Source organism: Legionella drancourtii LLAP12 (genome assembly GCF_000162755.2).
GTDB lineage: Bacteria > Pseudomonadota > Gammaproteobacteria > Legionellales > Legionellaceae > Legionella > Legionella drancourtii.
The window spans coordinates 1-14,424 of record NZ_JH413825.1 but is presented as its reverse complement, the minus strand read 5'-3'; the positions used below and the strand labels follow the sequence as shown (position 1 = coordinate 14,424).

Genomic DNA, 14,424 nt, shown 5'->3' with positions numbered 1-14,424 from the left:
AGAAAATCGACTCATTCTGGCCAAGATAGTAGAAATGTCAACAGCCCCTAGTCAATTGATTATATTTAATATTTTACTTAAGTGGGTGCCATTGGGGGCAGAGCTTTACTTTTGCATTTCAAACATTAATTAACTTTGTTTGCCAATTTCAAGCTCTGATCCGATAGCGGAAATACTACTATACTAAATTTAAAACAGATAACCTATTTTCAAATCGCTCCTCTGCTTCTTTTTTAATAGTCTCTATTGCCTTTTTGGATTTAAATAATGAAGAAAGACCAGAAGTATGACCCATAATTCGGTTTTGAATTCTTTGATTCGCTAATTTGCAAATTGTTTGTGTCTCTTGAACTGAACCACCTGTTATAAATGATAAAATATGAAAATAAGTATCAGAGCTCAATTGATTATCCATAACTAGTTTTTGGCCTTGAAATAAAAAAATTTTTGCAGTGCCCAGATTTAAATAACCACAGGCTTCATTAAACGTAAAATTATCTTGTTGCATGAGTTCATTTATTTTTCTCGATTTCCATAAATATTCCTTAACGTTCTGATGATCTGCTATAGATTTAAATAAAGTAGTTCGCAAAGATTTTTTATCGGTCAAGCTCATTAAGTAAAAAAGGTGTTTCGAGTTAAGATAACCGCCGTCTACATAGCCAGTATATGCGAAATAAATACCATGGCTATCAAGCTTCTTCATTTCATTATTCACCTGAGCAAAATGGCCACCTTTGGCATAACCATATACAGCACAAAATCGATCTTTATAGCCATGAACCAGCTGAGAGACCCAATGAGCACATCCTCTTTGTGCTAATCCCTTTATAATATAAGATCGAACTGTGTCTTGAGCGCAAAATGGCTTAACTTGATCAATATGACCACCTTGAGCATAGCCACCGATGCTTAAATTCTTATCAGCCCCCAACGCAATGAGTTGATTCACGCGTTCTATGTCGCATCTCAATGCATAACCTGATAGAGCAGAATTTTGTTTTGCCCCTTGATCGAGTAAGTGCCTCACGAGCTCTGTATGACCCCCACAAGCATAATGGTGCACAGCAATATTTTTGTTTGCCCCCTGCTGAATTAGCTTATCAACTTGTTCTCTGTCACCTCTAATTGCATAGCCCGCTACAGCATGATCATGACTAGCACCTTGTTCCATCAATTCATTTACTTGCTCAATATAACCTTTTTGCGCATAACCATAAACTGCTTGATTTATACACGCACCGAACTTTAGTTGTTGTTTAACCAGTAAAAAATGCCCGCCCATTGCATATCCCTCAACAGCATGGTTTCGGCTTACATTAAATGTATCAATTAAAAAATTAACTGCGTCATCATTTCCTTCTTGTGCTAAGAGCATAATGGCATTATGGTTTCCTTCAAAAATACCTAGGCAATTCCCTTTTTTTACTATTTCAATTAATTTGGTTTTATCTTTCTTTTTAGCCAAATGATAAATTTCATCAGCCGTAGTTTCTTTTTTAAATTGCATTTCTCTAAATGATGCTTTTACAATCCAGTTATTGCTCATAAACTTACTCCCTTTGTTTCATGATTAATCTCATTATGCGGTATTTACTAAAGCACTTAAAACACTGGTCACATTATAATCAATGAACACACTTTATGTCCAATAAAAACACACATTAACCACTATTTAATAAGAATGTTGTTGCGTAAATTTATGACATTGGTTTATTTTACAACAAGATAGCAATATCATTATTTTTGCTAACGTGTGTTTTTATCTCTCTTTCTTTTCTTATTCATACCCAATAAACAAAACGGAAAACACCGCCTAGTCTGCTTGTGTTCAGCAACAACGTTATAAAAAGAGCTTTTTACTCACAGGCTTGCATGGCATTGGTAAATCAGGCTATAGAACTATTTTGATTGAAAATTAATGAGACTTATTAAAGGAAAAACGGCGCAGAAAAGATATTACGATGATAACCTGAAAGGCTTCAGCATACGTGTGACTTCTGCAGGCGCAAAAGCATTTTTTGTTGAAAAATTCGGCCCCTGAAACACCTTGGCGTACCTTCATAAAAGAGCTGATTTATTTTAATAGAAAGTTGGGGCTTGGTCTTTTATTAGTAAGTGCCTTTATACAACTTGGAGCTATCTGGGTATAAGTTTAACCCCAAATTATCGTTTAACAGTTTAATTTCAATGCGCTCTTTCCCACCCCCGATATTTACTCTTTTAAGAGTAATAAAACCAACCTCTGAAGTACTTTTAACATGAGTACCCCCACAAGCAACTTTTGAAAATCCTTCGATTTCCCAAAAACGTCTTTGATTCTGGAGGTCACTAAATCCTGTTTTAATCTTTAGATCTTGTTGTATGATCTTATGGTAATCACTCAGCATACTTTCAAATAAGAAAGAAATATTTTTATCACAGAAAAAATCTATTCGTGCTTTGAATTCCGCTATATGTGCCCCTATTTTTTCAAGCTTAAGTTCTTGTGTTACGAGTTCAAGAATCAATTCAGCAGCAAAATGTAAACGCATAAGCCTATATCGCCGAGGCCAATCAATTTTCATTGTCACTACATCGCCAGGCTTAAGATTATGCTCATCTTGGAGTACATAATAAATAAGATTGTCCTCTATCTTAGAATCAATAACAGGAAATCCATTAACATAAGCATGATCACTTTCCTGTCCTCCTGAAAAAGAAAACACGATTGTTTCTTCGAATAAAACATAATTATTATCAACTGAAACCACACGAGTTTCTAAATTAGATTGATAAGGATTATCCCAAAATATTTTTCGCATGATGTCCCTACTTGATAGTAATGATTTTGCCGTGAGTTAATGATTCAATGTCGCTGGAATTCAAGCTAAAAACAGCATTAGGCGTACCAGCAGCCGCCCAAAGAACCTTATGTTGCAGTAAGTCTTCATCAATGAAAATATGGGTAATCGTTTGTTTATGCCCTATAGGAGGAACACCGCCAATAGCAAAGCCCGTTATATCACGCGTAAAATGAGCATCTGCTTTAACTATTTTTTCGCCTACCCATTGCTCAATAATTTTCTCATTCACCCGGTTGATACCACTTGCCAATACTAAAACAGGCTGATTTGTTTTTGCAGAACAAAATAGCAAGGATTTCATAATTTGTGCTACGTCACACCCTATAGTGTTTGCAGCGTCATTCGCAGTACGGGTACTGGCAGAAAGCTCAAGCACTTCAAAAGCCAAGCCTTTCTTAGCCAGAGCTTGTTGTACGCTTTGAGCGCTTTTGCTTAATATCTTATTTTCATCAGACATGATTTCCTCCTTATCGCCACAAAGAACATTTTTTGGTGAGCTCAGTAGCCTTTGTCCAATCACCAAATAAGACAATGCCATAATAAATAAGATTTTCTTCTTTTGTCTGGAGGGTTCTTTCAATACTCTTATTAAGTACTGCAACTAATTTGTTTTGGAACTCGACAGACATCTTTCATTCCTTAGTTTAACAATTTACATTATGTGCGTTATAACGCATAATAGCCCATATTGTCATTGTGCGCCATAACGCACAATAACTTAGATGGATTATTGTGGAAAATATATACAAACATATCGCAGTGACTTTAAAAGATTTACGTCAAAAAAAGGCTGGAGCTTGGACAAAGCAGCCCTTGCTACCGGGGTAAGCAAAGCTATGCTTGGACAAATAGAGCGGGAAGAATCAAGCCCAACCATTACTACTTTATGGAAAATAGCAACTGGTTTTGAAGCTTCCTTCTCTTCGTTTATTGAAGAAATAGACTCAACATCTAGTGAAGCAATGTATCGTAGAGGGCAAGTACAAACTATTCATCCTGACGATAAAAAAATCCGAGTTCTACCTCTTTTCCCTTTTGAGCCTCAATTAAATTTTGAACTATTTGTTATTGAATTGTTACCAGGCTGTGAGCATTTATCACCTTCTCATAAAGATGGGGTGGTTGAGCATGTGGTGGTGGTTCAAGGTAGCATGGAAGTTTTAGTGGATGGGGAATGGCAAAAACTCTCAAATGGTGAGGGTATTCGATTTAGTGCTAACCAACCTCATGGCTACCGAAATCTTATGCCTGAAACAGCCGCATTTCATGATATTATCCACTATCCGGAAGCAAGTTAACTTTCATTTTACAGTGCATGAATTGAGGCGTACTTTTATTACCATTGCTGAAAGTCTAGATATTCCTGCTTATGTGTTAAAGCGTTTAATGAATCACAAGATGAGTAATGATGTTACTGCTGGATACATTATTGTTGATGTTGAGCGGTTAAGAAAACCCATGCAGCTTATTACTGATTATATTCTAAAATGCATGGAAGTGATTGAGTCTGCGGACGTAATCAATATTCAAACTGCAAGTAAAGATCAGATAAAAAAACCACTCTGATTTTGGACCGCAGTGCGGTCCGAATTGAGAATAAATCCATAACAAAGTATTTGGGATTCGGAACGCATTGCGTTACCTTCACAACTAGAATTATTTTCTATCGCCCACTCATAACCTGCATAATGCCCACCACCTTCATCATATGGGTTTTCTGGTTCTATACAAGTTTGGAATTTGAATTTTGGATTTTGGCTGAGAATCTGAGTCGGAGCAGCCAGTAAAAGTAAAGGCAATAGAGGTAGTGATTAAGGCCGCTAAAATTATTTGTTGATTTTTTGCTTTCATGGCCAAATTTTAATCACTTAAAAATTAAAAGTCAATTTTATTTGTTTAATCATTTTCACATTTTGAAAAAGTAGCTTAATTGAATAGGGGCTAAATTAGCTTGAATGAGTAGTGTTGTGAATATCTTCAGGATTCAAGTTGAGATGTTGGAATACAAGTTAGTGTTTATCTTAACGTCACTGCCTTTACCAGCAGTGACGCATGAACATTCGCCTTCTTTAGCCCTTCCATACCAAGCATCAAAAAGCCATTTGACCTGACTCACTGGATAAGATAGGACAATATATTCCCTGTAATGCTCTTGGCTCCAGATCTTTAAGACTAGAAGGGACGGAGCCCTAGATGATCTTTTTTCAGCTCCTGCTTCAACCACACTGTATGATACAATTTATTCAAAGCACTATATTCCAATCATCTAATGAAAATATAGTCCTAAGGGTATAACCGGAATGCACAAGAATGAGTACTGAATCTCAGCGATCTGAAAAATATACTATTGTCTCTAACGCATTAGCGTGTATGAGCAATCAACAATTACATCAAGTCCTGTCCACCGAGAAAGAGATGCATACTGGTATTGGAGGTACTTCTGTTCAAATAAACATTGAAAATATCCCTGTTTTTGTAAAAAAGGTCCCAATTACTGAATTTGAACTAAAACGAGATAACTTCATGTCAACAGCTAATATTTTTAAATTACCGATGTGCTATCAATATGGTATTGGATCAGCGGGTTTTAGCGCTTGGCGTGAGCTTGCAGCACACATCATGACAACGAATTGGGTGATCAGTGGTCAATGCCCCAATTTCCCAGTGATGTATAGCTGGCGAATTATTCCTAACTCTTCGAGTAAAACAGATCTTTCCTATTGGGAATCTACAGAGAAATATTTAGATTATTGGGAAAATAACCAAAACATCAAAGAGCGTGTACATGGTCTGAATAGTTCCAACTCTAGTGTTTTATTATTTCTTGAGCATTTCCCAAAAAACTTACACCAACATTTAAAATGTAATATTATCATCAAGTATCACTGAATTAGATTCAATCAAATTTTTTAAAAAATTAAATAAATCATTTGAAGGGACTTTAGAGTTTATGCATGAAAATGGTTTTCTTCATATGGATGCTCATTTTCATAACATTTTAGCTGATGAGGGTGACATTTACCTCAGTGATTTTGGTTTAGCACTGTCAAAGAAATTTGATTTATCAATGACAGAACATAATTTTGTAAAAGACCATGAAAATTATGATAGATGTAGTTATTCAGTCAATTTGCTACATGGCATCCTAACAACCTATGCAGGAAAGGATCACTGGGAAAAGACATTAAGTGATTACTTAGCAAATAAACATTCAATTAAATTGCCCGATAAAATAAATGAAATACTATTTAAAAATGCCCCTATTGCAGAAAAAATGCATACATTTTATAAAGAAATTCAGAAAGATAAGTCAACTCCGTTTCCATCAAATCATATGAATGGGATGCTCGAAACAGTGCGGCAGGAAAATTTTTATGATTCAAATTGAAAAAATAACGGGTGAACTAGCCCAAGCCTTGTGTCAAACATTTACACAGGAATTACCTGAGTACTTCGGATTACCAGAAGCAAATGAGCATTACACAATAGGCGTGGCAAAACGTATAAATTTTGCTGCAAAAAAAGATGATAACTACATTGGTCTTATTTCAATTGATTTCCCTTATTCGAACAATGCCAATATTTACTGGATGGCTGTAAAACCTAGTTTTCACCGTCAAGGTATTGGAAAACAATTAATCGATACAGCTTGTCATTTTGCTATAACACAAACAGCAAAAACCATAACCGTTGAAACTCTAAGCCCTTCTGAATCAGAAGAGAATTATCTTAAAACGTATCTGTTCTATCAGTCGGTTGGTTTTAAAGCTCTTTTTGATTTAAAACCCGCCGGATATGAGTGGAATATGGCCTATATGATGAAACAGCTTGAACCTTTAGCAATAAACCAACAGGCAATTGTTATCAAAGCGCTGGCGTTATCTGATACCCCCTTTCTGGTCGATGCTTTTCAAAAAGCAAATTGGCAAAAACCTGCGTCGTTATTTGAAAAGTATTACCAAGAACAACAACAGGCTGAACGAGTCATATGGTTGGCTTATTTTCAAGATCAAATCGCTGGCTATGTTACGCTAAAATGGGCATCACTCTATGAACCCTTTGCTCATAAAAAAATCCCGGAAATTATGGACTTAAATGTATTACCTTCTTTTCGAAAATTTGGGATAGGAAGTACCTTACTAACAGTCGCTGAAGAAAAAGTAGCAAGTCAATACTCTCATGTTGGTCTTGGCGTTGGCTTATATGGTGGACAAGATGGGGGCTATGGACAGGCGCAAAGACTCTACATCAAACGCGGCTATATTCCTGATGGGTTAGGAGTCACTTATGACTATAAACCAGTTGATCCAGGAAAAATGGTTTGTTTGGATGATGATTTGATATTATGGTTTACCAAAAAAGTGAAATAATAAAATGAAATTTCCCTATCAGCTCATCGAATTAACCCATACTTTAGATGAAAAAAGCCCTTCTTGGGAGGAAAACTGTGGCTTTTCTTCATCAATAGTATTGGATTATGCTGACTGTACAGAAACCACTTTTCGCGTGCAACATTTCACAATGCCAGCAGGAATGGGAACACATATGGATGCCCCTGCGCATTGTTGTCCTGATGGACTATCTATAGACCAAATTCCTATAGATCAATTAGTCGCTCCTTGTGTGGTGATTGATGTATCTCAAAAAGCACATGAACTTTACAGCGTGGCACCTCAAGATATCGCTGATTTTGAAAAAAAGCATGGCCTTATTCAACCTGATTCATTTGTCATCATCAAAACAAGCTGGGCACGTTTCTGGGATAACCCCATCCAATATCGTAACAACTATAATTTCCCCTCTGTCTCGGCTGAAACAGCCACCTTGCTGGTGTCACGGGGGATTGTAGGTTTAGGCATAGATACCTTATCACCTGACAGGCCAGTTGATGGTTATCCTGTGCATCGCATCTTGTTAAACTCTGGACGATACATCGTGGAAAACATTGCCAATAGTGAACAATTACCCTCTACAGGTAGTTTTGTCATGGCCTTCCCACTGAAAATCAAACAAGCAACCGAAGCACCCATGCGTTTAATTGGATTATTGCCATGAACTCTCCTAATGAACAACTAGAAAACAATTCTGATGCGCAACAAATCAGTGAATGTATTGATTTAGTCACTAAAATTTTAAGTGACAATCTTTTGGGCGTTTATCTCTATGGTTCAGCCCTTGTTGGTGGTTTACAAAAATACAGTGATATTGACTTATTCGTTGTAACCAATCATGCCACAACTTTGAGTGAAAAAAATGAATTGACGAAACACCTGCTTCACATATCAGGCCTTTATATGAAAAGCGCAAAACGGCCTATAGAAATGACTGTTGTTGAAAAAGGAGCGGTTAATCCCTGGCACTACCCCCCGCGTTTTGATTTTCAATATGGCGAATGGTTAAGAGCTTCTTTTGAAATCGGCGATATTGAATCACAGGATCACGAAATGCCCGATCTTGCTTTGATTATCACTCAGGTTTTATTGAAGAGTCAGACCTTGTTTGGGGAGCCTCCACAAAAAGTTTTAGCGCCAGTTCCCTACTCTGATTTTATTAAAGCCATGCTTCAGGATGTAGATAGACTTATTGCTGATATCAAGGATGATACTCGAAATGTACTACTCACCCTGGCAAGAATTTGGAGTACTTTAGATACCAATACCATTCGTTCCAAGCCAGATGCAGCAGATTGGGCAATAGAACGGCTACCAGAGATTCACCAAGTAGTCATGAAGAGAGCTAAATCCATCTGCATCGGCGATGAAAATGAATATTGGGAAGATATCAAAGCATCGTTAGAACCTTGTGCAGATTGGATACTACAGAAAATTAACACAATCAAATTATTCATAAATCCAAACAAAATAGCCTACTAAGGTGAGCGAATGAAAGAACTTACTTTTTTTAAGGGTTATCAACAAGATGAGCAAAAGCGCGCCGCGTTTAATCACCTTGCAGTTAAAACCTTTGATTTATCGTTTGAAGAATGGTACCAATCCGGCTATTGGCGAGATAAATACATCCCCTATACCTTGTTCGATGGGGAGCAAGCCGTTGCCAATGTTTCAGTAAATATTATGGATTTTAGCATCTTTGGCCATCAACAAAGAACCATCCAGATTGGCACTGTGATGACAGAGGAAGCCTACAGAAATCAAGGTTTAAGTAGAAAGCTCTTGGAAAAGGTCTTTGAAGATTGGAAAGCAAATAGCCATCTGATTTATCTTTTTGCTAATTCAACCGTATGGGGCTTCTATCCTAAACTTGGATTTAAGTCAGTTAAAGAGTATCAATACCAACGCACAATAACACCTACAACTCATGCTAACTTTGTTAAATTAGATATGGATAACAAAGAAAACAGGGAAAAACTTCATGATTATGCGCAAAACACCTGTCCACTAGGCAAGATTTCCATGCAAGAAAATGCCGATTTGGTCATGTTTTACGGCATCACGGTATATAAAGATAATGTCTTCTATCTCCCTGAATTGGATGCCATCATCATTGCCGAAATGAATGGACGACAACTCCATTTATTTGACGTGTTTAGCAAAAAAGAGCTAAATTTAAACGATGTTATCCATGCTTTGAGTGATGAATCCATAGATACTGTGCGACTTGGTTTTGTTCCCAAGGATTGTTCATCCTATGAGATAATTCCTATCGATGAAAAAGAAAAGGATGAAATGCTTTTTCTTGAGGCAGACAAGACCGCTTTATTCGATGAAAATCAGTTGATGTTTCCACTATTGTCTCACGCATAGTTAATAGGTTTTAAGTATGGATGAACATAACACTTTGATTCTGTTAAATGAACTATCAGATAAAATAAATAACCTATATGGCTTTGTCAAAATTGCTGGTGAAAATTTTGGAGAACCGGCAATAAACTCCGGTCCATGTGGCCCTTTTGCTAATGCCTTTTATACGATTTGGAATCAAAAATTTACTGAAAAAGTAAATATTGCCTTTATCATGGTAAAAAATTCTGATGAATGTTGGCATGTATTAATTAGATTACCGAACGGGTTTCTTTTTGACGGCGGTATTGGCGTTCATTCCGATGATAGATGGGATAAGGACAAATTTGATATAGTTGATATGTTCCAATATGACCTGCAACTATTAGAAAAACATTCCGGTGGTTTGAATAGAAAGTATCCTCGATATTGCCCCAATTTTTCTATTAATGAAGTCACCCATTTAATAACCAATTACCTCAATTTGATTGAAGAGTAAATGAATATGCAACTATTGATAGATAAGCTGCAACTTGGTGAGCTAACAGCACAGCCAGAATTACTCAAAGGCGGTGCACTTCATACCATGGTTAAAATAGAAACCAGCAACGGCGCCTTAGCCATTAAACGATTAAATCCGCATATTACCGCTAAGCGTCATTTTAAAAACGCCTATGAGCGCTCCGAGCAGATTGCTAATGAGATGGCTAAAAATGCTATACCTGCGGTTAAGGCTTTATCTTTTAATAATGAGTATGTTATTAACGTCAATAAAGATCATTATATAATTTATCCGTATATCGACGGTCATTTACTGGATGAGTCTAAGTTAACGCTTGAGCATGTGCGCTCTATTGGCGAATTGTATTCGTTAATTCATTCAGCCAATATCCACCATGCTGAGACAGATGAAGCCCAGTACGATTACTTTGACGATGCACACTGGGTAAAACTGATTGAGCACTCCAAACACTCTGATTTAATAGCGCTATTACCAGTAATTTTAAGTTGGAATCAAGCCTATTTTCAGACAATCCCAGTCATCAAACAAGAATCAATTATTACACATAGAGACATGCACATTCAAAATGTGCTTTGGGATAGCCAAAGCAAACCGCATATTATTGACTGGGAAAGCGCTGGTTTAATGAATCCTATGTTAGAAATAATAGGATATGGGTTGGAATGGAGTGGCATTATTTTATATAAGAAAGTAAATACCCCCTTTTTGAAGAAACTGATCACCACATACCATCAACATACTTCTAAAACATGGATAACATCTCCCCATCAAGCATTTACAGGATGGCTAGGACATTGTGTATTGGCATGGACTGAATTTAACATACATCGCATGCTTGGCGAGGTTTCTTCTGATGGAGCTGAAATATTAAAAGGACGTGAAATTATCGAAGAAAAAATGATACCTTGTATACAATATATTCGGTCAGAAGAAGCGTTTCTAAAGTCATTGTTAGAAACATTATTTTCAACTAGAGAATGAATATTCATTTTCGATGGAGGATTGCAGCAATGATGGATGATCCACAATATACTAACGACTTGACTGTTGAAATGGTATAAGCACTTGAAGAACGATAACGCAGCGATTCAATGGGCAGTAAATTATCTGAAATCTCATCATTGCAGATTGATTGCTATTCAAAAAATAGTTGAACCAGCACATTCGATAGTGAATAAAATAAACACATCTCAAGGCGTCTTCTACTTAAAGCAAACTCCACCCGCGCTATTTCTTGAGCCTGATACAATATCCCTGTTTCAAGCTCACGGATGTCAACATATCCCAACCGTCATTGCAAAAAATGACAGCTATCATTCCTTTTTGACAACCGCATGTGGCGATCTCACTTTACGTGCACTGTTTTCAATAAGCAGCGTTGATACGGATTTATTGGGACAAGGCATCAGTCATTATACATCTATTCAAAGAAATTTAGAGAATGATGCACCTAAGCTAATCACCTTTGGCCTCCCCGATTGGCGGCTTGATAAATTTCCTTTGTTATACCGCGCGCTTATACAAGAAACCAATCATTTGATTGCTGATGGTCTAACGTCTGAAGAAATCACAGCCCTTAATCATGCTTATGATTTTTGTGTAGAACAATGTGAACGGCTATCAAAGTACAAGATCCCTGAAACCATCAACCATTGTGATTTTCAAGATAACAATATGCTGCTTTCCAAAGTATCCGGAGAGATAAGCATCATCGATTGGGGAGAAACTGTGATTAGCCACCCATTTTTCTCGCTTAATACTTGCTTATGGAATCTGACTTATTTCCACAATATGAAGCCAAATGACATGCAGTATCAAGCACTGCAACAAATCTGCATTTCGCCCTGGTTAGGCAACCATGAAAAACGCGATCTGATAACGGCTTTTAACATCGCCAATGAGCTTTTGGGTGTTTTCGCTGCCTTAGGGTACAAGTTCATGTATGAGGCAACGGCCAACCAATCAAAAACCGTCCAAGACGAACATCCTGGCTCGATAGCAGGTTGTTTAAGAAGCTTCTTGCAGCAGGCAAACAAATAGCTAGTATACCTCATGTTTTCTGCGTCACTGCAAATTTCCCAGCAGTGACGCAGAAAAATCATCTTGATTTTACCTCGTAAAATCAACACATTTTAGAATTTTGTCCGATCCCGCCAATCGGGATTGGACAAAATGCGTTCCAAAATCCCTTGCGAAGCAAGCACCATTTTGCTAATTTGGAATCAAGCATGGCTGATGAGCTGGTGAAACTCCGGCGAAACGTCAATCGACGTCTTATGCTAAGCCACTTCATTCCCTAACTCCGTGGCTGGACGTTCAGTAGGGAAAACCATCTAGGAATCTCTGTCATCCGACAGGGCAACTCTCTCGGGAGTTTAAGTCAATTTATTTCAATTTGACCATGGACTTGTATGACAAGAGCCATTGTCTTGTCGTTTTTATTAATCATTAAAACAAGGAGGAAATACACATCAAAAAACTGTTGTAAATCGGAGAGATCGTTTGCCTTATAACGATTGATTTGCCCCCTACTTCGGGCTTTATGGCTTTGGCCAGGTTTCATCTTTGAGTGAACCGCCCGTTCAACACTAAACCAAAGACAGGGCAAATAAAATTTATCGGATGGGATGATGAGAAAATACAACTTAAGACAAACTGCCAATCAATATTTAAAGCTAGGCAATCAAGGCAGCTACAAAATCAAAAAACAACGGGCATACGTCATTCGTAAAATGATTGATGATCTCTATACTATTGGTGACGTACCATCGTCCTGGAAAAGTATCCAATCACATCATATTCATCAGCTGGTTGCTCATTGGAAAAAAAGTAAAATTCGCGCCAGCACCATTATGAATCACATGACCATTATCAGGAATTATCTAAAAAGCATAGAGTGTGCTATTCCCAATATAGACAACAAATCCCTGCAACTTAGCAAAACCAGAAAACGTAAACGAAAGCTCAAAATCCAGCACGACCATTGGCAATCATGGGATAATCCAATACCACGCCTCATCATGGCACTTCAAACCGAATTTGGCCTAACCTTCCACGAAGCCATTTATATAAAACCCGAAATTAACATCCAACCAGACAGTGTTTGGATAACTAGAAATATCTCTTTTAACTCATTGGACAGAACGATCCCAATTAGGTTTGAAACACAAACAGCCCTCCTGAATGACATCAAAAACATGACTGATGGCAAATCAATTGCTGAATTTCATGACTATGAAGACACAAGACTTGCATGGCGAAAAGCTCTAAAGAAACATGCCCTGCCAATTAACAAAGTATACCGCTATCTCTATGCTCGTCAGATATACCAATCTCTTTTACCCATATTAGGCAAGTATGAAACGTATTGGGTCATACAAAGTGAAATGGGTATCAAATCACGTGACTCTTTATGGAGGTATCTCAATGAGTAAGTCTAAACTTAAAAACGCACAGTACTCCATCAACGAATGTATTAAGGAAATCCAGAACTACTCTCACGCCAGCCGAGCTGATATGAAGCACATGCTAAATCGTTGTGTTAAGGATTTGCACGAGCTTGGCTACATGGTCACTCACATCAAGGGATTAAAACCAAAACACATACACATCTTGGTTGAGCATTGGAAAAACCAAAATAAGAACCCTGCAACGATTAAAAATTACATGTCTAAATTGCGTAAAGTGGCATCAGTGCTGAACACACCTGGATTGGTTAAATCAGGTAATGATAGCTATCAAATAAGTAAACGAAATTATATACCCCAATATAATAAAGCAATCAATAACGTCGATTTTTCAAAATGCCCAGATCCGATGATCCGCCTATCCCTCGAGGCCCAATCCCTCTTTGGCCTTCGTCGTGAGGAATCCATGAAGATAGTACTCAGTGATGCCTGGCAGGGAAATAAATTGGTCATAAAGCCTAGCTGGACAAAGGGAGGGATCGGGCGCGATATAAAATTAACCAACGAGCAACAACGGCAATGGTTGCTTAATGCCATAAAACAAGTTCCTGAAGGACAATCTCTCATTCCAAAAGAAAAGTCCTACAAAAATCATTTGGCTCAATATCAGGAGGTCATTACAAAAATGGGGCTAAGCAAATGTCATGGACTTCGCCATGCTTATGCCCAGCGAAGATATCATGAAATAACAAAGTCCTATGATAAAACTGGTCAAGGTCTTATATGCCCAATACAAGGGGGTAAAACTTATAAGGAGCTTAATCCTCTTGAAAAATATTGGGATAGGACTGCAAGAGAAATAATTACCCAGTCCCTTGGGCATTCGAGATTGAGTATTACCAAGGTCT

General features: G+C 37.5%; 16 protein-coding genes and 1 pseudogene. 13 read left to right on the top strand and 4 right to left on the bottom strand.

Going from position 1 to position 14,424, the window contains the following annotated elements; translation table 11 throughout:
- Positions 1 to 178 precede the first annotated feature (178 nt).
- The 4 genes from LDG_RS09785 to LDG_RS18990 all read right to left on the bottom strand — a co-directional run bounded on the left by LDG_RS09785 (position 179) and on the right by LDG_RS18990 (position 3,475).
- Positions 179 to 1,549 (bottom strand): ankyrin repeat domain-containing protein, encoded by a 1,371-nt coding sequence (locus tag LDG_RS09785; RefSeq protein WP_006871163.1) that lies wholly within the window; start codon positions 1,547 to 1,549, stop codon positions 179 to 181.
- Positions 1,550 to 2,111: 562 nt separating this feature from the next.
- Positions 2,112 to 2,804, bottom strand: a complete 693-nt coding sequence (locus LDG_RS09780) for an alanyl-tRNA editing protein (RefSeq protein ID WP_006871161.1) — start codon at positions 2,802 to 2,804, stop codon at positions 2,112 to 2,114.
- Positions 2,805 to 2,811: 7 nt separating this feature from the next.
- Entirely contained in the window at positions 2,812 to 3,303 is a 492-nt protein-coding gene (locus tag LDG_RS09775) for a YbaK/EbsC family protein (RefSeq protein ID WP_006871160.1), read from the bottom strand.
- A 10-nt stretch (positions 3,304 to 3,313) separates the two neighbouring features.
- On the bottom strand, positions 3,314 to 3,475 hold the full coding sequence (locus LDG_RS18990; protein WP_006871159.1) for a DUF2000 family protein: 162 nt from the start codon (positions 3,473 to 3,475) through the stop codon (positions 3,314 to 3,316).
- Between the two features lie 168 nt (positions 3,476 to 3,643).
- Here LDG_RS18990 and LDG_RS09770 point away from each other — a divergent pair, with 168 nt between their 5' ends.
- The 13 genes and pseudogenes from LDG_RS09770 to LDG_RS09695 form a co-directional block, all read left to right on the top strand.
- Positions 3,644 to 4,144, top strand: coding sequence for a helix-turn-helix domain-containing protein (locus LDG_RS09770; protein WP_233491465.1), 501 nt, complete (start codon positions 3,644 to 3,646; stop codon positions 4,142 to 4,144).
- Positions 4,143 to 4,412: pseudogene (locus LDG_RS09765) on the top strand (integrase); the annotation flags it as partial. The gene LDG_RS09770 and the pseudogene LDG_RS09765, both read left to right, overlap by 2 nt.
- A 744-nt stretch (positions 4,413 to 5,156) precedes the next feature.
- Entirely contained in the window at positions 5,157 to 5,735 is a 579-nt protein-coding gene (locus LDG_RS20275) for a hypothetical protein (RefSeq protein ID WP_006871154.1), read from the top strand.
- Positions 5,736 to 5,796: 61 nt separating this feature from the next.
- Positions 5,797 to 6,234 (top strand): BUD32 family EKC/KEOPS complex subunit, encoded by a 438-nt coding sequence (locus LDG_RS20270; RefSeq protein ID WP_006871153.1) that lies wholly within the window; start codon positions 5,797 to 5,799, stop codon positions 6,232 to 6,234.
- Complete coding sequence (locus LDG_RS18980) at positions 6,221 to 7,216, top strand: GNAT family N-acetyltransferase (RefSeq protein ID WP_006871152.1); 996 nt, start codon at positions 6,221 to 6,223, stop codon at positions 7,214 to 7,216. The genes LDG_RS20270 and LDG_RS18980 overlap by 14 nt, the downstream gene beginning before the upstream one ends.
- A gap of 4 nt (positions 7,217 to 7,220) precedes the next feature.
- Entirely contained in the window at positions 7,221 to 7,901 is a 681-nt protein-coding gene (locus LDG_RS09735) for a cyclase family protein (RefSeq protein ID WP_006871151.1), read from the top strand.
- Positions 7,898 to 8,719 carry an aminoglycoside adenylyltransferase family protein gene (locus tag LDG_RS09730; RefSeq protein ID WP_006871150.1) on the top strand — a complete coding sequence of 274 codons (822 nt, stop codon included), beginning with the start codon at positions 7,898 to 7,900 and terminating at the stop codon, positions 8,717 to 8,719. The genes LDG_RS09735 and LDG_RS09730 overlap by 4 nt, the downstream gene beginning before the upstream one ends.
- 9 nt (positions 8,720 to 8,728) lie before the next feature.
- The gene (locus LDG_RS09725; protein WP_006871149.1) at positions 8,729 to 9,610 is read left to right on the top strand and encodes a GNAT family N-acetyltransferase; all 882 of its coding nucleotides are present in this window, start codon (positions 8,729 to 8,731) and stop codon (positions 9,608 to 9,610) included.
- Between the two features lie 16 nt (positions 9,611 to 9,626).
- Positions 9,627 to 10,085 (top strand): hypothetical protein, encoded by a 459-nt coding sequence (locus tag LDG_RS09720; protein WP_006871148.1) that lies wholly within the window; start codon positions 9,627 to 9,629, stop codon positions 10,083 to 10,085.
- A gap of 6 nt (positions 10,086 to 10,091) precedes the next feature.
- On the top strand, positions 10,092 to 11,090 hold the full coding sequence (locus tag LDG_RS09715; protein ID WP_233491463.1) for an aminoglycoside phosphotransferase family protein: 999 nt from the start codon (positions 10,092 to 10,094) through the stop codon (positions 11,088 to 11,090).
- A 147-nt stretch (positions 11,091 to 11,237) separates the two neighbouring features.
- Positions 11,238 to 12,149: a phosphotransferase gene (locus LDG_RS09710; protein WP_233491461.1), complete on the top strand. Its 912-nt coding sequence runs from the start codon at positions 11,238 to 11,240 to the stop codon at positions 12,147 to 12,149.
- A gap of 590 nt (positions 12,150 to 12,739) precedes the next feature.
- A complete protein-coding gene (locus tag LDG_RS09700; RefSeq protein WP_040535267.1) occupies positions 12,740 to 13,543 on the top strand; it encodes a phage integrase N-terminal domain-containing protein in 804 nt (267 codons plus the stop codon).
- Positions 13,536 to 14,424 (top strand): phage integrase N-terminal domain-containing protein (locus LDG_RS09695; RefSeq protein WP_040535264.1); only part of this gene is annotated, 889 nt, incomplete at its 3' end. The genes LDG_RS09700 and LDG_RS09695, both read left to right, overlap by 8 nt.

Excerpts from the sequence above, each read along its gene's own strand:
- LDG_RS09785 (WP_006871163.1), bottom strand. The coding sequence starts at position 1,549 with ATGAGCAATAACTGGATTGTAAAAGCATCATTTAGAGAAATGCAATTT.
- LDG_RS09780 (WP_006871161.1), bottom strand. The coding sequence starts at position 2,804 with ATGCGAAAAATATTTTGGGATAATCCTTATCAATCTAATTTAGAAACT.
- LDG_RS09775 (WP_006871160.1), bottom strand. The coding sequence starts at position 3,303 with ATGTCTGATGAAAATAAGATATTAAGCAAAAGCGCTCAAAGCGTACAA.
- LDG_RS18990 (WP_006871159.1), bottom strand. The coding sequence starts at position 3,475 with ATGTCTGTCGAGTTCCAAAACAAATTAGTTGCAGTACTTAATAAGAGT.
- LDG_RS20275 (WP_006871154.1), top strand. The coding sequence starts at position 5,157 with ATGAGTACTGAATCTCAGCGATCTGAAAAATATACTATTGTCTCTAAC.
- LDG_RS20270 (WP_006871153.1), top strand. The coding sequence starts at position 5,797 with ATGCATGAAAATGGTTTTCTTCATATGGATGCTCATTTTCATAACATT.
- LDG_RS18980 (WP_006871152.1), top strand. The coding sequence starts at position 6,221 with ATGATTCAAATTGAAAAAATAACGGGTGAACTAGCCCAAGCCTTGTGT.
- LDG_RS09735 (WP_006871151.1), top strand. The coding sequence starts at position 7,221 with ATGAAATTTCCCTATCAGCTCATCGAATTAACCCATACTTTAGATGAA.
- LDG_RS09730 (WP_006871150.1), top strand. The coding sequence starts at position 7,898 with ATGAACTCTCCTAATGAACAACTAGAAAACAATTCTGATGCGCAACAA.
- LDG_RS09725 (WP_006871149.1), top strand. The coding sequence starts at position 8,729 with ATGAAAGAACTTACTTTTTTTAAGGGTTATCAACAAGATGAGCAAAAG.
- LDG_RS09720 (WP_006871148.1), top strand. The coding sequence starts at position 9,627 with ATGGATGAACATAACACTTTGATTCTGTTAAATGAACTATCAGATAAA.
- LDG_RS09715 (WP_233491463.1), top strand. The coding sequence starts at position 10,092 with ATGCAACTATTGATAGATAAGCTGCAACTTGGTGAGCTAACAGCACAG.
- LDG_RS09700 (WP_040535267.1), top strand. The coding sequence starts at position 12,740 with ATGAGAAAATACAACTTAAGACAAACTGCCAATCAATATTTAAAGCTA.